This window comes from Granulicella cerasi (assembly GCF_025685575.1).
GTDB classification, from domain to species: domain Bacteria; phylum Acidobacteriota; class Terriglobia; order Terriglobales; family Acidobacteriaceae; genus Granulicella; species Granulicella cerasi.
This window is the reverse complement of the sequence record NZ_JAGSYD010000001.1, coordinates 1,089,614-1,104,495: the sequence shown is the minus strand read 5'-3', so window position 1 is coordinate 1,104,495 and position 14,882 is coordinate 1,089,614. Positions and strand designations below refer to the sequence as shown.

The 14,882-nt window shown below is 61.5% G+C and carries 18 protein-coding genes; 13 read left to right on the top strand and 5 right to left on the bottom strand.

All coding sequences use genetic code 11. The features are described from left to right. Positions 1–195: 195 nt before the first annotated feature. From hisB to OHL11_RS04490, 8 genes are all read left to right on the top strand, one after another. Entirely contained in the window at positions 196–825 is a 630-nt protein-coding gene (hisB, locus tag OHL11_RS04525; protein WP_263370280.1) for an imidazoleglycerol-phosphate dehydratase HisB, read from the top strand. 40 nt (positions 826–865) lie between these two features. Then, positions 866–1,111, top strand: coding sequence for an antitoxin (locus OHL11_RS04520; protein ID WP_263370279.1), 246 nt, complete (start codon positions 866–868; stop codon positions 1,109–1,111). After that, positions 1,112–1,525 carry a type II toxin-antitoxin system VapC family toxin gene (locus tag OHL11_RS04515; RefSeq protein WP_263370278.1) on the top strand — a complete coding sequence of 138 codons (414 nt, stop codon included), beginning with the start codon at positions 1,112–1,114 and terminating at the stop codon, positions 1,523–1,525. Next, complete coding sequence (gene hisH, locus OHL11_RS04510; RefSeq protein WP_263370277.1) at positions 1,522–2,133, top strand: imidazole glycerol phosphate synthase subunit HisH; 612 nt, start codon at positions 1,522–1,524, stop codon at positions 2,131–2,133. The genes OHL11_RS04515 and hisH overlap by 4 nt, the downstream gene beginning before the upstream one ends. Next, entirely contained in the window at positions 2,133–2,903 is a 771-nt protein-coding gene (hisF, locus tag OHL11_RS04505) for an imidazole glycerol phosphate synthase subunit HisF (protein WP_263370276.1), read from the top strand. Before hisH ends, hisF begins: the two co-directional genes overlap by 1 nt. An 82-nt stretch (positions 2,904–2,985) precedes the next feature. Further along, complete coding sequence (locus OHL11_RS04500) at positions 2,986–3,240, top strand: hypothetical protein (protein ID WP_263370275.1); 255 nt, start codon at positions 2,986–2,988, stop codon at positions 3,238–3,240. 36 nt (positions 3,241–3,276) lie between these two features. Further along, a complete protein-coding gene (locus tag OHL11_RS04495) occupies positions 3,277–3,978 on the top strand; it encodes a 1-(5-phosphoribosyl)-5-[(5-phosphoribosylamino)methylideneamino]imidazole-4-carboxamide isomerase (RefSeq protein WP_263370274.1) in 702 nt (233 codons plus the stop codon). Between the two features lie 116 nt (positions 3,979–4,094). Further along, entirely contained in the window at positions 4,095–5,438 is a 1,344-nt protein-coding gene (locus OHL11_RS04490; RefSeq protein ID WP_263370273.1) for an alkaline phosphatase family protein, read from the top strand. A 62-nt stretch (positions 5,439–5,500) separates the two neighbouring features. Here OHL11_RS04490 and OHL11_RS04485 read toward each other — a convergent pair whose 3' ends face one another. After that, complete coding sequence (locus OHL11_RS04485; RefSeq protein WP_263370272.1) at positions 5,501–6,553, bottom strand: VWA domain-containing protein; 1,053 nt, start codon at positions 6,551–6,553, stop codon at positions 5,501–5,503. 223 nt (positions 6,554–6,776) lie between these two features. Between OHL11_RS04485 and OHL11_RS04480 the strand changes: the two genes are divergently transcribed. The 4 genes from OHL11_RS04480 (at position 6,777) to glgC (ending at position 11,010) form a co-directional block, all read left to right on the top strand. Beyond that, positions 6,777–8,144 carry a VWA domain-containing protein gene (locus OHL11_RS04480; RefSeq protein WP_263370271.1) on the top strand — a complete coding sequence of 456 codons (1,368 nt, stop codon included), beginning with the start codon at positions 6,777–6,779 and terminating at the stop codon, positions 8,142–8,144. Continuing rightward, positions 8,144–9,019, top strand: a complete 876-nt coding sequence (locus OHL11_RS04475; RefSeq protein ID WP_263370270.1) for a DMT family transporter — start codon at positions 8,144–8,146, stop codon at positions 9,017–9,019. The genes OHL11_RS04480 and OHL11_RS04475 overlap by 1 nt, the downstream gene beginning before the upstream one ends. A 227-nt stretch (positions 9,020–9,246) precedes the next feature. Beyond that, on the top strand, positions 9,247–9,546 hold the full coding sequence (locus OHL11_RS04470) for a hypothetical protein (RefSeq protein WP_317890620.1): 300 nt from the start codon (positions 9,247–9,249) through the stop codon (positions 9,544–9,546). 207 nt (positions 9,547–9,753) lie between these two features. Continuing rightward, positions 9,754–11,010 carry a glucose-1-phosphate adenylyltransferase gene (glgC, locus tag OHL11_RS04465; RefSeq protein WP_263370269.1) on the top strand — a complete coding sequence of 419 codons (1,257 nt, stop codon included), beginning with the start codon at positions 9,754–9,756 and terminating at the stop codon, positions 11,008–11,010. 128 nt (positions 11,011–11,138) lie between these two features. Here glgC and OHL11_RS04460 read toward each other — a convergent pair whose 3' ends face one another. After that, entirely contained in the window at positions 11,139–11,942 is an 804-nt protein-coding gene (locus tag OHL11_RS04460) for a hypothetical protein (RefSeq protein WP_263370268.1), read from the bottom strand. A 161-nt stretch (positions 11,943–12,103) separates the two neighbouring features. Here OHL11_RS04460 and OHL11_RS04455 point away from each other — a divergent pair, with 161 nt between their 5' ends. Next, complete coding sequence (locus OHL11_RS04455) at positions 12,104–12,331, top strand: Sec-independent protein translocase subunit TatA/TatB (RefSeq protein WP_263370267.1); 228 nt, start codon at positions 12,104–12,106, stop codon at positions 12,329–12,331. A gap of 356 nt (positions 12,332–12,687) precedes the next feature. On the opposite strand, the gene OHL11_RS04450 is transcribed toward OHL11_RS04455, so the two are convergent. The 3 genes from OHL11_RS04450 to OHL11_RS04440 are packed head-to-tail and all read right to left on the bottom strand — an operon-like array spanning position 12,688 to position 14,779. Further along, positions 12,688–13,170 carry a MarR family winged helix-turn-helix transcriptional regulator gene (locus OHL11_RS04450; RefSeq protein ID WP_263370266.1) on the bottom strand — a complete coding sequence of 161 codons (483 nt, stop codon included), beginning with the start codon at positions 13,168–13,170 and terminating at the stop codon, positions 12,688–12,690. Between the two features lie 5 nt (positions 13,171–13,175). Further along, positions 13,176–13,811: an alpha/beta hydrolase gene (locus OHL11_RS04445; RefSeq protein ID WP_263370265.1), complete on the bottom strand. Its 636-nt coding sequence runs from the start codon at positions 13,809–13,811 to the stop codon at positions 13,176–13,178. Continuing rightward, a complete protein-coding gene (locus OHL11_RS04440) occupies positions 13,808–14,779 on the bottom strand; it encodes a VOC family protein (protein ID WP_263370264.1) in 972 nt (323 codons plus the stop codon). The genes OHL11_RS04445 and OHL11_RS04440 overlap by 4 nt, the downstream gene beginning before the upstream one ends. Between the last annotated feature and the right edge of the window lie 103 nt (positions 14,780–14,882).

The following is a 14,882-nucleotide window of genomic DNA, read 5'->3' as shown; positions in this document are numbered from 1 at the left end:
GCTCAATCCGCATAGGCGCAAAGCGTCAATATACTGCGCCCTAACCGCGTGCTTTGCGGGTTGGCCGATCTTGTTGCCAGGCCACAAGTTTCGAATAATCGCCCCGCTCGCCGCACAGCTTTCACTTCTAGTGATGGCTGGGATCGAAATCAAGAAAGCTGTCGCTCAAGAGCGACAAGCAAAGGACGTACAACGATGAGCGACATGCTCGAAGAACTCGGCACCACGCAGCCCACGGAGCGCGTCGGCACAGTCAATCGCAAGACCCTCGAGACGGACATCAACCTCCGCCTGAACGTCGACGGCATGGGCACTTACAAGGTTTCGACCGGCATCCGCTTCTTCGACCACATGCTCGAGAGCTTCGCCAAGCACGGCGGTTTCGACCTCGAACTCAAGTGCATCGGCGACCTCGACGTGGACCAGCATCACACCGTTGAAGACGTCGGCATCGCACTCGGCGAGGCCTTCGCTGAAGCACTCGGCGACAAGCGCGGCATCCTGCGCGCAGGCTACTTCGTCATGACGATGGATGAGACGCTCGCCGTTGCTGCGGTCGATCTCTCCGGCCGCGTCGCTTGCGTGGTGGACGATCAACTCACCGCGCCGGTCGTCGGCGACCTCGTCACCGAACTCGTGCCCGACTTCTTCGACGGCTTCGCGCGTGGTGCTAAGGCCAACGTCCACATCAAGACAATGTATGGCCGCAACAACCATCACAAGATCGAGGCGATCTTCAAGGCCTTCGCTCGCGCGATGCGCGGCGCCTGCTCCAAGGACGAGCGCATGAAGGACCTGCTGCCCAGCACGAAAGGCTTGCTGTAGGAGTATTTACTCCGGTATATACCATCTATGGAGGCGTACGATGGCTCAGACCGCAAAGCTCTTCAAAAACGGCCGCAGTCAGGCCGTTCGGCTACCCAGCGAGTTTCGTTTTGAGGGCGAGGAAGTCTTCATTCGCAAAGATGAAGCAACGGGAGACGTGGTGCTTTCACGCAAGGCACACGACTGGGACGCGTTCTTTCAGCTGCGTGATGAGCTCGGCCCCGTCGCGGAAGACTTCATGGCAGAGCGTGATCGTTCGCTTCCACCTGAACGAGACCTCTTCTAGATGGCGCAATTCTTACTCGACACCAACATCGCGAGCTTTCTCATCAAGGGTTCTTCAACGGCTCTTGATCATCGCTTTCGTCAGTTTGAATCGAGCAGTGTCGTCTCGGTGATCACCGAAGCTGAAATGCGCTACGGCTTGGCACGCTTGCCGGACGAGGCAAAACTTCATCTGCTCGTGAAGCAGTTTTTCCAGCGCATCGACATCCTGGCCTGGACTTCATCCTGCGCGGTGCAGTACGCCTCCCTTCACGCTCAGCAACAGCGCAAAGGGAAGCCTCTAAGCATCTTTGACACGATGATTGCAGCGCACGCATTAGCAAACGACCTCGTCCTGGTCACAAATGACGCGGCGTTTGCAAACATCGAGAACTTGAAACTGGAAGACTGGACCAAGGGACCCCAACGCGCATGATCGCAGTCATCGACTACAAAGCGGGCAATCTGACCAGCGTCGTGAAGGCGCTGAAGCATCTCGGCGCGGACGACATCGTCGTCACGCAAGATCGCGCGGATGTGCTCCGCGCCGACAAGATTGTGCTGCCGGGCGTGGGACACTTCCAGTCCACGCAACTGCTCACCGACCTCGGCCTCACCGACGCCGCACGCGAAGCCGTCGTGAAGGGTACGCCGTTTTTCGGCATCTGTGTTGGGCTGCAGTGGCTCTATGAAGGCTCCACGGAAGCGCACGGGACACTGGGTTTCGGACACTTCGCGGGCATGTGCGAGCACTTCCCTGGCCAGCACGAAGGCGGAGAGTTGAAGTCGCCGCACGTCGGTTGGAACTCGCTCGAAAACCTGCGCGCAGACTCGAAACTGATGCGCGGTGTCGAACCGGGCAGCTTCGTTTACTACACGCACTCGTGGCGCGCGCCGCTGAGCGCCGACACCGCTGCCGCAACGATCTATGGCGGCGAGTTCACCGCTGCGGTCGAACGCGACAACGTGATGGGCGTGCAGTTCCACCCCGAGAAGTCCGCTGAGACTGGCCTGCGCATCCTCAAGAATTTTTTGGAGCTCTAATGCTGACGAAGAGAGTGATCGCTTGTCTGGATGTGCGCGGGGGCCGCGTCGTGAAGGGCATTCAGTTTTTGGACATCATCGACGCGGGTGATCCTGCGGAGCTGGCGCATCGCCATGCGGCTGCAGGTGCCGATGAGATTGTGCTGCTCGACATCACCGCGACGCACGAAGGTCGCGGCACGCTGCTCGACACCGTGAAGCGCACGGCAGAGAAGCTCTTTGTGCCCTTCACCGTTGGCGGGGGCATTCGCTCCGCTGAAGATGCAGCAGCTGTCTTCGACGCGGGCGCGGACAAGGTTTCGATCAACTCCAGCGCGATCGTTCGCCCGGAGTTGATTGGCGAAATCGGCGGCAACTTCGGCGCGCAAGCGGTGATCGTGGCGATCGATGCGCGCCGTGAAGGCAAAGACCCGCGTGAAGCAGAAGTCTTCGTCAGCGGCGGACGCAAGCCGACAGGTCGACGCGTTGTGGAGTGGGCGAAGGAAGCCGAGCAGCGCGGTGCAGGCGAGATTCTGCTGACCAGCATGGATACCGACGGCATGCGCAACGGCTTCGATTGCGAACTCACGGCGGCGGTCAGTGAAGCCGTGCAGATTCCTGTGATCGCCTCGGGCGGCGCGGGTTCGGCAGCGCACTTCGCCGAGGTCTACACGCGTGGAAAGGCTGATGCAGCGCTTGCCGCGAGCATCTTCCACTTCGGCGTGACGGATTCGCGCGCCTTGAAGGCCGAGGTCGCGCGTAGCGGCGTCGCCATGCGGCTGCCCTGCTAGCGATCCAAACGAAGTAAGCGAAGGAGGAACACATCACGTGTTCCTCCTTCGCGTTTCTGCATCCAAGTTTGCGGAGGCACCGATGGCGAAAGCTTGCGAAGAAACGAACGTAGCGCAGGGAATGACACCCGCGTACTACCACCTTCATGCATTGCTCATGACGATCCGCGAACTCGCGCAGCATGAGGACGAGATCTGCACGCTGCTCGAAGAGATGAAGACCTCTGGAGCCATCAGTGCAGAGGCGAAGCGTGATCTGCGCGTTGTGCTGGAGGGCCTGCCGGTGGAAAGCCTCGCGGCAGAGGCAAGCACGCTGTGGCGTGTTGCGGAAGAGTAGTTCTCGCCACTCTGGTGTTCCTGCGATACTACCTACATGCTGATTCCTTCGATTGATTTGATGGGCGGAAAGATCGTCCAGTTGGTGCAGGGCGAAAAGCTCAAGCTGTCGTTTGATGACTTTGATTATTGGATCGAGCGCTTCTCGAAGTATCCGCTCGTGCAGTTGATTGACCTCGATGCGGCGATGCGCCAGGGCGACAACCGCGAGCTCGTGGAGATGATCGCCAAGCGCTTGCCGGTGCAGGTCGGCGGCGGTCTCCGCACCGTAGAGGATGCGAAGCGCCTACTCGATGCCGGCGCCAAACGCGTGATCTTTGGCTCGTCGCTCTTCGGCACCGCAGAAGAAGGCGAGAAGCGTCGCCACAAGCTGATCAAGCTGGAGTTTGCAGAGAGCCTGAAGAAAGAGCTCGGCGAAGACGCGCTCTGCTTCTCGGTCGACACCAAGGGCGGCAACGTCGCGGTGAAGGGCTGGAAGGACACCGTTTCGCTGACGCCGGAAGAAGCCGTGACGTGGCTCGAAGATTCCTGCTCATCGTTCCTCTACACACACGTAGACACCGAAGGCACGATGCAGGGCTTCCCGATCGAGGTCGCCGCGATTCTGCGCTCGACCACTGCGAAGCAGCTCATCGTTGCCGGCGGCATCAAGGAGCAGTCCGAGGTGGATGAGCTCGATACGATGGGCGTGGATGCTGTTGCGGGGATGGCTGTGTATTCAGGCGCGATGCAGGCTTAGCTCACACGTACTTTTCATCAAAGCCTCGGCGCACTGCTGAGGCTTTCGTGCGTTTGCATCATGCTCTGTAATCGTGCGATCACATTCGCTCGCATCCCGCGTGCGACCATAATCACATGAACAAGCTTCGTGGTTTGGCATGTGTGTTGGTGAGTTGCGGCGTGGCCGCGGTGGCGCAAAAGCCCGCGCCGTTAGTGCTGATTTCGATCGACGGCATGAAGCCGGAGTATGTCACCCGGGCCAAGGAACACGGCCTCAAACTTCCCGAGCTCGAGAGCTTCCTCGCGCAGGGCACCTACGCAGAAGGCGTGCAAGGCGTGCTGCCCACCGTCACTTACCCGAGCCACACGACGCTCGTCACCGGTGTTTCGCCGCTCGTGCATGGCGTCGAGGACAACACCACCTTCGACCCCATGAACGAGCACCCGGGCCAGTGGTACTGGGAGTTCCGTTATGTGAAGGCACAGACGCTCTATCAGGCCGCGGATAAGGCTGGCATCAAGACCGGCGCGGTGAGCTGGCCCGTCACCGTCGGCGCGCCGATCGATTACAACATTGCAGAGGGCGCCCAGTCCGAGCGCACGGACGCCTCGAAGATTCCCGGCTACAACCCACCGAACATCCTCGCGCAGCTCGGCTTTCCCACTCCGAAGGACGCCGAGGACCTGACGATGAATGGCGATGAGACCAAGACCGCGCAGTCCATCGCGATCCTGAAGAAGTGGAAGCCCGGCCTGCTGCTCGTGCACCTGGTTTCACTCGATCACTTCCAGCATGGCTACGGCCCGTTCAGCAAAGAAGCCGATGAGGCCCTGCTGAAGATCGATGCCGAGGTGAAGCGCATCGAAGACGCCGCGCACGCAGCCGATCCGCGCACGCGTATCGCGATCGTCAGCGACCACGGCTTCCTGCCGGTCGATCAACATACGAACCTCAACAAGCTCTTCGTGGATGCGGGCCTGATTACGCTCGGCGCGCCGAAGCCCGGCTCGAAGAAGCCGACGATCACCAGCTGGCAGGCGCAGGCATGGCCCGCAGGCGGATCAGTAGCCATCGTTCTTCGCAACCCCAACGACAAGGCGATGGTGGAGAAGGTGCACGCGCTGCTGCTGAAGTGGAAGTCTGACCCCGCGCTTGGCCTCGACAACCTGCTGACGCATGATCAGGCTGTGGCGATGGGCGGGTTCCCGCACGCGACCTTCGTGGTGGACTTCAAGGACGGCTGGGATATGGGCTATGAGTTCACCGGTAAGTCCGTCGTCCCCGCGCCGCACACCGGCATGCATGGATATCTGCCGACGCGGCCTGCGATGCGCTCGACCTTCATGGTGAAGGGTGAAGGAGTGAAGGCTGGCAAAGATGTCGGCGTGATCGACATGCGCCAGATCGCTCCGACGCTCGCAGAGCTTCTGGGGGTGAAACTGACAGACGCGAAGATGGAGCCCGTGGATGTGAAGTAGTTCCTGATGCGGAAATAGAAAAGCCTCGGCGATGGCCGAGGCTTTTCTACTCGTGCAGAAGGCTAATCCTGCGGCTGATCGCCGGACAGCGCATAGTAGCCCTTGCGCGCCTGCACCTTCATGCCCTTGCCGCAGTCCATGTCGATCTTGCGGAACTTACCATCCGCCGTCTTGTTCTTCGGCGTGTAGCTGGCGAGGTATTGCGTGCGGAGTTCGTCCTGGATCTGGTCGAACGCATCCTCGAGCTTGCGGCCGGAGTTGCCGACGTTGATCACGCGGCCACCGGTCTGCTCGGCGAGTTGCTGCATCTGCGAGCTGCCCGTGTAGATCATGCCCGCCGACAAATACCCCGCGCGATCGGCAATCAGAATCGGATAGACGATCGTGTTCGCCTTCTGCGCCGCTTCGATGGCGCTCTTGATCGTCTCCTGCGAACCCTGGTCCTGACCGTCGGTCAGGATCACCAGAATCTTGCGGCCGGTTTGCGACTGCAGTTTGTCATGCGCGGCCAGATAGACCGCGTCGTAAAGCAGCGTGCCACGCGGATTGCTCGTCGGCAGCGGTCCACCGCCGATGCCCGGAATACCCGCCGACGAGGAAGCTGCGTTGATGCTCGCCTTATTGATCGCACGTGTCAGTTCGTTGGGGCTGTTCGTGTAGTCGGAGAGCAGGTCCACGTTCACGTCGAAGGAGATGAGGAACGCCTCGTCCTTTTTCTGCAGCACTTCGCGCAGAAAGCGGCCGCCGGACTCCTGCTCGAGCGGCAGCACGTGCTCCTGCGAGCCAGAGGTGTCGAGCAGAATGCCGATCGTCAGCGGCAGGTTCTTTTCCTGCGTCAGGCGCTTCAGCGTCTGCGGATCGTTGTTCTCGGCAAGCTGGCAGTCGTTGATGGTCAAACCGCTGACGAAGCCGCTCTTGTCGCGCACCGAAAAGTACACGTTCACGAGGTTGACGTTCACCTGCAGCGTCGCCGCCTGGTCGAGTTCCTCCTGCGGAGGTGGAGCCACCTTGGACTTCGGCGGAGGAGCATCGGTGGAGGTGGCCTCCTGCGCAAATGCGAGGGGCATCACAGAGACAGCAAGAGCTGAAGCGAGCAGGAAGCGGCGGAGGCGCATATCTGATTAGACGATACAGCCGACGATTTAGGCGACGGACAATGGCCACCGCCTGCGAACAGCACAACGAAACAGGGGGGCTCTGCGTCTGAAGGAGTGAGGCTTCCCGTTTCCAGCACTTTGCCCGCTCCGTGGTAGCGGCAGATGTGGACCCGCTGGTAGTCTCATTGTGGGGATATCTGCGCGCCGTGGCGCCACTTCCCCGAGAAGAAGAGGAACTCGAATGCAGTTTGGCACAGGCAACAAGGGTGTTCGCGTAGCGGTCGCCGCCGCGGCAATGGCCGTCGGCGTGATGGCGGTGGCACAGCAGCAGGACCAGAAGACGACCACGTCTTCGCAGACGGCGTTGCCCGACGGCCCCAAGCCGCAGACGCTTCCCACGCTGAACACGATCACCCCCGTTGCTCCGGCTGCGCCCAGCGCACCTGCGCCCGCTGCTCCCGCCACCACCGCAGACTCCGTACCGTCTTCGCTGCCGTCCACGCCCAGCCCCACGCCGCAGGCACAGCAGGCCACCGATGATTCCATCCCCACCCCCGCTGCGGGTGAGGCCGAAGCGATGCTGACGCCCCTGCGCGTCCAGGTGAACTTCGTCGAAGTACCCTTCACGGTGAAGGACTCGCACGGCGCGCTCGTCCCGGGCATTACGGGTCGCGATGTCAGCGTGTATGAGAACAACCTGCGCCAGAAGCCGGTTGTCTTCACCACCGACCCCTTCCCGCTTTCGGTCGCGATCGTCATTGATCAAAGCGTGCCCTTCCAGACGATGGAGAAGATCAACGATTCGCTCCGCGCCCTGCAGGGAGCATTCACGCCGTACGACGAAGTCGCCGTCTTCACCTACAACAACAGCGTGAAGATGATCGGCAACGGCCAGTTCACCGCTGCGCAGAGCTCACGCCTCACGCAGGAGCTCGAGCAGGCCAAGAGCCCGGGCCGTGAGCCGCTGATGCCGCTCGGTGGACCGCTGGCCCAGACCAACTTCAAGAACAACATGAACGTGGACCCCAACACCGCCAGCTACGCGGGCAAGCACGGCTTTGACAAGCCGGAGCGTGAGTTCCACACCCTCAATGACGCCATCCTGACCGCCGCCCGCGAGACCGCCAAGGCGGGACGTGGTCGCCGTCGCGTCGTCTTCGTCATCTCCGACGGCAAGGAGTCTGGCTCGACCGCGAAGATGAAGGACGTCATCCGTTACCTGCAGACGAACAAGGTCGCTGTTTACGCCACCATCGTTGGCGACACCTCGATCCCCGGCGTCGGCTTCCTGGACCGCATTCACCTTCCGATGACGATGCGCAACGACATCCTGCCGCAATATGCAGCGGCCACCGGTGGGCAGGTCGATCCCGAGTTCCGTCCGCGCGGCATTCAGCAGAGCTTTGCCAAGATCACCGAGGAAGTCCGCACGCAGTACACCGTCGGCTACTACTCGCATGAGCCGATCCTCGACGGCAAGTACCGCAAAGTGGAAGTCCGCGTGGCGCGCGGCGGCCTGACCGTGATCGCGAAGGAAGGCTACTATCCTTCGCCGAGCGATCGCCCGGCTCCCACGCCAACGCCTGCACCCGCGGCGGTAAAGCCGTAGTGTTTCGCACGAATCTGACACAGATGGCGGTCGCCCTGGCGGCCGCTATTTCTTGGGGCGGAGGCGATTTTTCCGGCGGCATGGGCACCAAGGCCTCCGGCGGATCCACGGCCGCGGCGCTGCGCATCATCATGCTCGGCAGCGGCATGAGTTTCCTCTTCCTTTGCGGTATGTCGCTCTTCACCGCCGCGCCCATGCCCTCCGGCGCACCGCTCTGGTGGGGACTCGGCGCCGGCGTCACGGCAGGCATTGCCGTCACGGCGTTCTACATGGCCCTGGCGCGCGGGTCGATGGGCCCCTCGGCCGCCGTGAGCGGCGTTCTCGCGGCAGCGCTGCCCGCGGTCGTCTCCGTGTTCGTCGACGGCAAGCCAGGCCTCGTCCGCGTTGTCGGCTTTCTGCTCGCCGCCGCCGCTATCTGGATGATCGCCGCGAGCGGCCACAAGGACTCCCCCGGCACCATGCCCTTCGCGCTGCTCGGCGGCGCGGGCTTCGGCATCTATTTCGTGGCGCTGCGTATGGCGAACTCGCTCGGCATCTGGGAGCCGATGATGCTCGCGCGCGTAGGCAGCCTCATCACCTGCGGCCTCATCTGGCTGTGGGTGCGACGCAGCCAGCCTGAAGAGAGCGCGCTCCCGCCGATGTCGCCCGAGGCGTGGAAGTGGGCCGCACTCGTCGCCCTCCTCGATACCGGCGGCAACGTGAGCTATACAGCCGCCACGCGCCTCGGCCGCCTCGATGAAGCCGCTGTTGTGGCCTCGCTCTATCCGGCAGGCACGATCCTTCTCGCCGCATGGAAGCTGCACGAACGTCCCACACGGGTGCAGCGGATTGGGATGCTGGTGGCGCTTGCGGCCGTGATGCTCGTCAGCCTCTAGCGAGAGATTCCCACTCGTTCCACGCAGTATTTCCGCGCTGTTTTGCACAGGTGGAAACAGAGTTTGGCCACTTGAGCCGATTTGCCTGCGGGGGTAGTCTAAAGATCAGGTTGTTCCCGCAGTTGCCGTTCTCTTCCTTCGTGTCCAGGCTGGGCCGGGAGAGAAGACCCACCCGCGGTTCCTGAGAGCGCAGGTTCTTCACGCGGGAGGTGCGATTGAAACAGCAGGTGAAAGATCTCATTCAGAAGCTTGGCGAGGCCATTCACGAGTCGGTGGCCGAAAGCGACGACATCGCAGGCGTTGTGCGCGAGATTCGCGAGCAAGGTTTCGATGTACTCCTGATGCTCGAAGCCACGATCGGTCTGAACGAAGTGGACGAGAACGAAGAGTCCGAAACCGAGCAGCTTGAAGAAGGCAGCGAAGGCGGACCGTTCACCAAGAACGACCTCAGCTTCCTCAAGAGTCTTCGCATCACCACCGAAGACAGTGGTGACTCCGCTAAGCCGGATGAAGAGAAAAGCGAATAGCAGCCAGTGTTTTCACAACGCCTCCGTTCCTCGCGGAGGCGTTGTCGTCTGCGCCTCCCTTGACCATGCCGCGCGCCGCGTAAGAAAGTTGCTTACGCTCGACAGGATGAGGCATCAAGGTTGTCGTATTCTGCGTCCTATCAAAAGCACTTTCAATCCAGCGGAACGACGCGAAGACGGTTGGGAAATTAGAGGTCTGTGGCAAACATGAGAGATACCCTTGGAGTACTGCTGGCGGGTGGAGCCGGCGAGCGACTGTTTCCGTTGACGCGCGATCGCGCCAAGCCGGCTGTTCCCTTCGCCGGGCAGTACCGCATCATCGACATCACGCTGTCGAACTGCATCAACTCTGACCTGCGCCACGTCTACATCCTGACGCAGTACAAGGCCCTCAGCCTGAACCGCCACATCCGCGAAGGCTGGGGTTCGGTCGTCGCCTCGGAACTCGGCGAGTTCATCGAAATCATCCCGCCGATGCAGCGCGTTTCCAAGAGCTGGTATCAGGGCACGGCCGACGCCGTCTTCCAGAACATCTACTCGATCGGCTCGGAAGAGCCGAAGTACGTGCTCATCCTCTCGGGCGACCACATCTACAAGATGAACTACGCGCTGATGCTCGAGCAGCATCAGCAGAGCGGCGCGGATGTGACCATCGCAACGCTGCCGATTGAGCCCGAAGAGGTGTCGCAGTTCGGTGTCGTGGAAGTCGCGAAGAACGGCGAGGTCACCGGCTTCATTGAGAAGCCGAAGGAAACCAAGATCCGCTCGCCCTTCAACCCCGACATGGTCGACGCGTCGATGGGCATTTACATCTTCAACACAGACGTCCTGCTGCCCGAGCTGATGAAGGACGCCGAAGATCCCAACTCAAAGCATGACTTCGGCCACAACATTCTGCCGAAGCTGCTCGGCCGCTTCCGCGTCAACGCCTACAACTTCGTCGACGAGAACAAGCAGCATGCGCTCTACTGGCGCGATGTAGGTACGCTCGACGCCTACTACGAAGCCAACATGGACGTCGCCGCCGTCGCACCGACCTTCAACCTCTATGACAAGGCCTGGCCGATGCGCACGCGCGCCTACCAGTACCCTCCTGCGAAGTTCGTCTTCGGTGAACCGGGCCGCACGGGCATGGGCATCAACTCCATCGTCAGCTCGGGCTCGATCATCTCAGGCGCTGTAGTGCGCGACTCCGTGCTTTCGCACGATGTGCGCGTGAACAGCTATGCCGACGTCGACAGCTCGGTGATCTTCTCGCACGTGAACATCGGCCGCCACTGCCGCATTCGCCACGCGATCATCGATCGCGACGTGCATATCCCGGACGGCACGGTGATCGGCTACGATCCGGCCGAAGACCGCAAGAATTACTTCGTCACCGAAAGCGGCCTCACCGTCGTCACGCGTGACTACTCGGTCTATGAAAACCCCGTCAGCCCCGAGTTCCTCTCACAGAACTTCTGAGGAGAGCAATAGAGTTCAAGGCATAGAAAACGACAAAGGCCACCTCCGAGGAGGTGGCCTTTGTTACGAGTTTCGGCGGACAGAGGATAGATTTTCTACGCCCTACACCCTATCCCCTACACCCTCGCTTACTTGTTCTTGATCACCTTATGCTTCGGCGTACCGGTATCGCCGAAGCGATAGAGGATACCCGCGGAGATCGAGAAGAACTCACGCGTCTCCGTGCCATAGTGCTCGAAGTTCATATCCGGCGAAAGGCGAATAGCCACCTTCTGGCTCTGATTGAAGTCGATCGAACCGCCGATCGCGCCCCACGGCGTCGAGCTGTTGCAGTACATGCCGAGCGACACCGGCTGGTTCGCCGAAATGTGCGCCGGGCAGTCCGTCACAGGGATGCTGGCGGGGTAGCCGGGGTAATGCGTCAGCGCATAGTTGAAGTCGCCAAACGCGCCACCCACGAGTGCATGAAGATCGATCGCCGCGTAGCGATTACGCGGTCCGCGCCACTGCATGCCGCCGGAAACGATGTTCTGCATGACGAGAATACGGTTCAGGCCGTACTTCGCGCCGATCAGACCGGTCTGCGACGTACCCGCCCCGAAGCGATAGTCCGCGATGACGCCGAACTTCTTCACCGGAGCAGATCCGAGCCAGTACGTGCCCATGACCTCGCCGCCGCCCATCGAATACTTGCGGGGTAGGTTCTGGCCGGCCTGACCGTTGGAGAACTGCAGCCCGCCGTAGACTTCCCAGCGGTTGTCATACTTAGGTCCGGTGTAAGCGGTGAGCGGCTTGACGGTCTCCGTGGACATCGCGCGCGAACCCGGCGCGGCCACCTGTGCGTGCGCCGTCGAAGCGGCAGCAGCGGTCAAGGCAAAGAAGGCAACGGCTGCGCGGGCCGTAGATTGAAGCGCAAAACGTGTGAAACCCATCGTCCTCGGTGCGCGCACGCTCTAGCAGAACGGCCCGCTTATCTACCTATCAGGATATACCGGCAAAGCGGCTCACGCGAGCATTCCGGCACGAGAACGTGCGACAATGGAGGCGTTGCAGGCAGGAGCGCGTTCCCGCGCTCCGTGCAGGAGGAAGTCCTATGGGTGAACTCTTTACGCCCACACATCTCATTGTTCTGGCCATCGTGGCCATCGTGCTCTTCGGCGGCAAGAAGCTGCCCGAACTGGGTAAGGGTCTCGGCGAAGGTCTTCGCGGCTTCAAGGAAGGCGTCAAGGGCGTCACCGACGAAGCGAAGGACGCCAAGCCCGGCGAAACCGCTCACACCGTAACGCCCAAGGCTGACGAAACCACCAAGCCCACCGCGTAAGCGATTCGTTCAAGAGACAAGAAATCAGAGATCAGAGATTGTTGGAGTGCTGCGGTTCGCCGCTTCACCTCCATCAACTCTGGTCTTTTTGCTGCCCTCTTCGCCGACAGGATCGGGTGCTCGATATCTCGCTACCCCATCAAGTCGGGTGCCCCACGTCTCGATTTTTGAGACGTGGGAGAGCGAGAATGCTCGCCTGACGCCCCAGCACAATCGCCGACTGCCCCATCCGTACGCGGCTGCATGCGGACGGGTGGGCGGCCATAGATCTCCTAGACGTCCGGAAGCATCCTGCAAACCCAGGTTTCAGAAGCGAGACCTGGGGCGCCCGCTTCGGGTGCAAGACGTGGAAGCGTCTACTTCACGCTTGCGCGTTCTTGTGCCGCCAATCCAATCGTCTTCAACGCCTCACGCACAGCTGCGCGATCACTGATCGCCACGCCCGCCATGACTGCGTCGATGTCCTTCTCATGCTGCGTGTAGAGCTTCGTGATGAGCGAGCGGCCTTCCCTGGTCAGCTCCACCAGATGCACACGGCGGTCCGTCGCATGAGGCACGCGCAGTACCAGGCTGCGGCTCTCCAGACGGTCCACCGCTGCGGTCATCGAAGCGTTCTTCAGCAGCGCTACCTCGCACAACGCACTCATCGTCAGCGCGCCTTTGTGCAGCAGCGCCTCGAGGATCATGAAGTCGCTCAAGCCAATGCCGAGGCTCGCAATCGAGTGCTCAACGAAGGTCGCCATCGATCGATACGCGCGCGCCAACACCACCCACAAGGCCGCGCTGCTCGTAGAGCTTTGAGCAGACGCGGCCTTCGAGTTTTGTTGCGAGGAAGCCATCGACTTCATCCTAACGCCAGTTTGACGAACTGCTTCGCCAGCGCGACCTCTTCGCCGGTCACCGTGTGCGGACGTCCCGGATAACGATGCGCTTGCACGACCGCGCCCATGCCCTCAAGTACCTTCTTGGTGGACTCCACGCGCGCCCACGGCACATGCGGGTCAGGATCGCCCGAGAGCAACAGCGCAGGCATACCCGCAAGCGAGCCGACATGCGTGAGATCGCTATCCAATGGCCCCACAAGCCCGCCGGTGAACGCGATCAAGCCCGCATAGCGCGCAGGGTTCGACGCCACGAACTCACTCGACAAGCAAGCGCCCTGGGAGAAACCCGCAACGAAGATTCGCTCGCGAGCAATGCCCTGCTCGACCAGCTTCTCCACCTCGCTCTTCACACGCGCCAGTGCAGACGATAGATACGGCTCGTTCGCCTGACGCGGCGCAAGAAACGATTGCGGATACCACGTGTGCGACGCCGCCTGGGGCGCCACAAACGCCACGCCTTCGGGCGCGATCACCGGCCCCAGCGTGAGGATGTCTTCGGCCGAGCCGCCACGACCGTGCAACAGCACGATCGCAGCCTTGGCCGCATCGATTGGCGCTCCACCATAGAGCGTCGGGGTGTTTGCGTGCGGATTCATTCTGCCTCCTTTGCGGTCGTCGAGCTTTGCGACATCGTGATCGGCAACACACGCGCTTCCACCAACTCACGCTGCGGTTCGATCCACGTCGGCAACTTCAGCATCTCGCCCAGCGTGGCCGCGTCCTCGTCGTAGAGGAAGCCCGGGTTGTCCGTAGCGAGCTCGTACAGCACGCCGCCCGGCTCGCGGAAGTAGACCGAGTGGAAGTACTGACGGTCGAGCACCGGCGTGACGCTCAGCGCGGTGCCGATCTTCTGCTGCCACGCCACCTCGCTCGCGTCGTCCGTGGCGCGGAAGGCGATGTGGTGCACGCTGCCCGCACCCGAGCGGCCATAGCCCGCGTTCGGGTCCACGACGATGTCGAGCTGATTGCCCAGCACCGCGCCGTCCGGCGAGCGGAAGCGGAAGCGATTGCCCTCCTCCGCCGTGCGCACAAAGCCCAGCAGATTCAACGCCCCTTCACTCGGCGCCAGCTCGAGATGCAGCATCGTCACACCGAAGAAGCCGCGAATCGCATACTCCTGCGGCACATCCGCATAGCGCGAGCCGGTCAGCTCCGGCGCATCGGCGATCGCGACGAGTTCGAGCTTCATGCCGTCGGGGTCAGCCAGCGTCAGGACATCTTCCGCGCCGTCGAAACGTTTGCCGCTGCGCTCCACCAGCACGCCCTTTTCTGTCAGGCGCTGGTGCCAGTACTCGACCGCGTTTGCAGGAATGCTGAACGCCGTGTGCGTCACCTCACCAGCGCCGGCTGAACCGCGACGAGCGTGCGGCCACGGGAAGAACGTGAGCACCGTGCCAGGCGTTCCCGTGTCGTCGCCAAAGTAGAAGTGGTACGTGCCGGGGTCATCGAAGTTCACCGTGCGCTTCACCAGACGCAGGCCCAGCACCTCCGTATAGAAGTCGAGGTTCTGCTGCGGGTCCGAAGCGATCGCGGTCACGTGGTGGAGGCCAACAATGGGGTTCATGGTGTCTTTCCTTTCCTCTTCGGCGGCTCGCCGAATTACTTTCACTTCATATGATTAGATATCGAAGTAAAAGATTCATCGTTTATCGGCGAGCCGGTTTTTC

Coding starts and splice junctions, on each gene's coding strand:
- hisB (WP_263370280.1), top strand. CDS start 196: ATGAGCGACATGCTCGAAGAACTCGGCACCACGCAGCCCACGGAGCGC.
- OHL11_RS04520 (WP_263370279.1), top strand. CDS start 866: ATGGCTCAGACCGCAAAGCTCTTCAAAAACGGCCGCAGTCAGGCCGTT.
- OHL11_RS04515 (WP_263370278.1), top strand. CDS start 1,112: ATGGCGCAATTCTTACTCGACACCAACATCGCGAGCTTTCTCATCAAG.
- hisH (WP_263370277.1), top strand. CDS start 1,522: ATGATCGCAGTCATCGACTACAAAGCGGGCAATCTGACCAGCGTCGTG.
- hisF (WP_263370276.1), top strand. CDS start 2,133: ATGCTGACGAAGAGAGTGATCGCTTGTCTGGATGTGCGCGGGGGCCGC.
- OHL11_RS04500 (WP_263370275.1), top strand. CDS start 2,986: ATGGCGAAAGCTTGCGAAGAAACGAACGTAGCGCAGGGAATGACACCC.
- OHL11_RS04495 (WP_263370274.1), top strand. CDS start 3,277: ATGCTGATTCCTTCGATTGATTTGATGGGCGGAAAGATCGTCCAGTTG.
- OHL11_RS04490 (WP_263370273.1), top strand. CDS start 4,095: ATGAACAAGCTTCGTGGTTTGGCATGTGTGTTGGTGAGTTGCGGCGTG.
- OHL11_RS04485 (WP_263370272.1), bottom strand. CDS start 6,553: ATGCGCCTCCGCCGCTTCCTGCTCGCTTCAGCTCTTGCTGTCTCTGTG.
- OHL11_RS04480 (WP_263370271.1), top strand. CDS start 6,777: ATGCAGTTTGGCACAGGCAACAAGGGTGTTCGCGTAGCGGTCGCCGCC.
- glgC (WP_263370269.1), top strand. CDS start 9,754: ATGAGAGATACCCTTGGAGTACTGCTGGCGGGTGGAGCCGGCGAGCGA.
- OHL11_RS04460 (WP_263370268.1), bottom strand. CDS start 11,942: ATGGGTTTCACACGTTTTGCGCTTCAATCTACGGCCCGCGCAGCCGTT.
- OHL11_RS04455 (WP_263370267.1), top strand. CDS start 12,104: ATGGGTGAACTCTTTACGCCCACACATCTCATTGTTCTGGCCATCGTG.
- OHL11_RS04450 (WP_263370266.1), bottom strand. CDS start 13,170: ATGGCTTCCTCGCAACAAAACTCGAAGGCCGCGTCTGCTCAAAGCTCT.
- OHL11_RS04445 (WP_263370265.1), bottom strand. CDS start 13,811: ATGAATCCGCACGCAAACACCCCGACGCTCTATGGTGGAGCGCCAATC.
- OHL11_RS04440 (WP_263370264.1), bottom strand. CDS start 14,779: ATGAACCCCATTGTTGGCCTCCACCACGTGACCGCGATCGCTTCGGAC.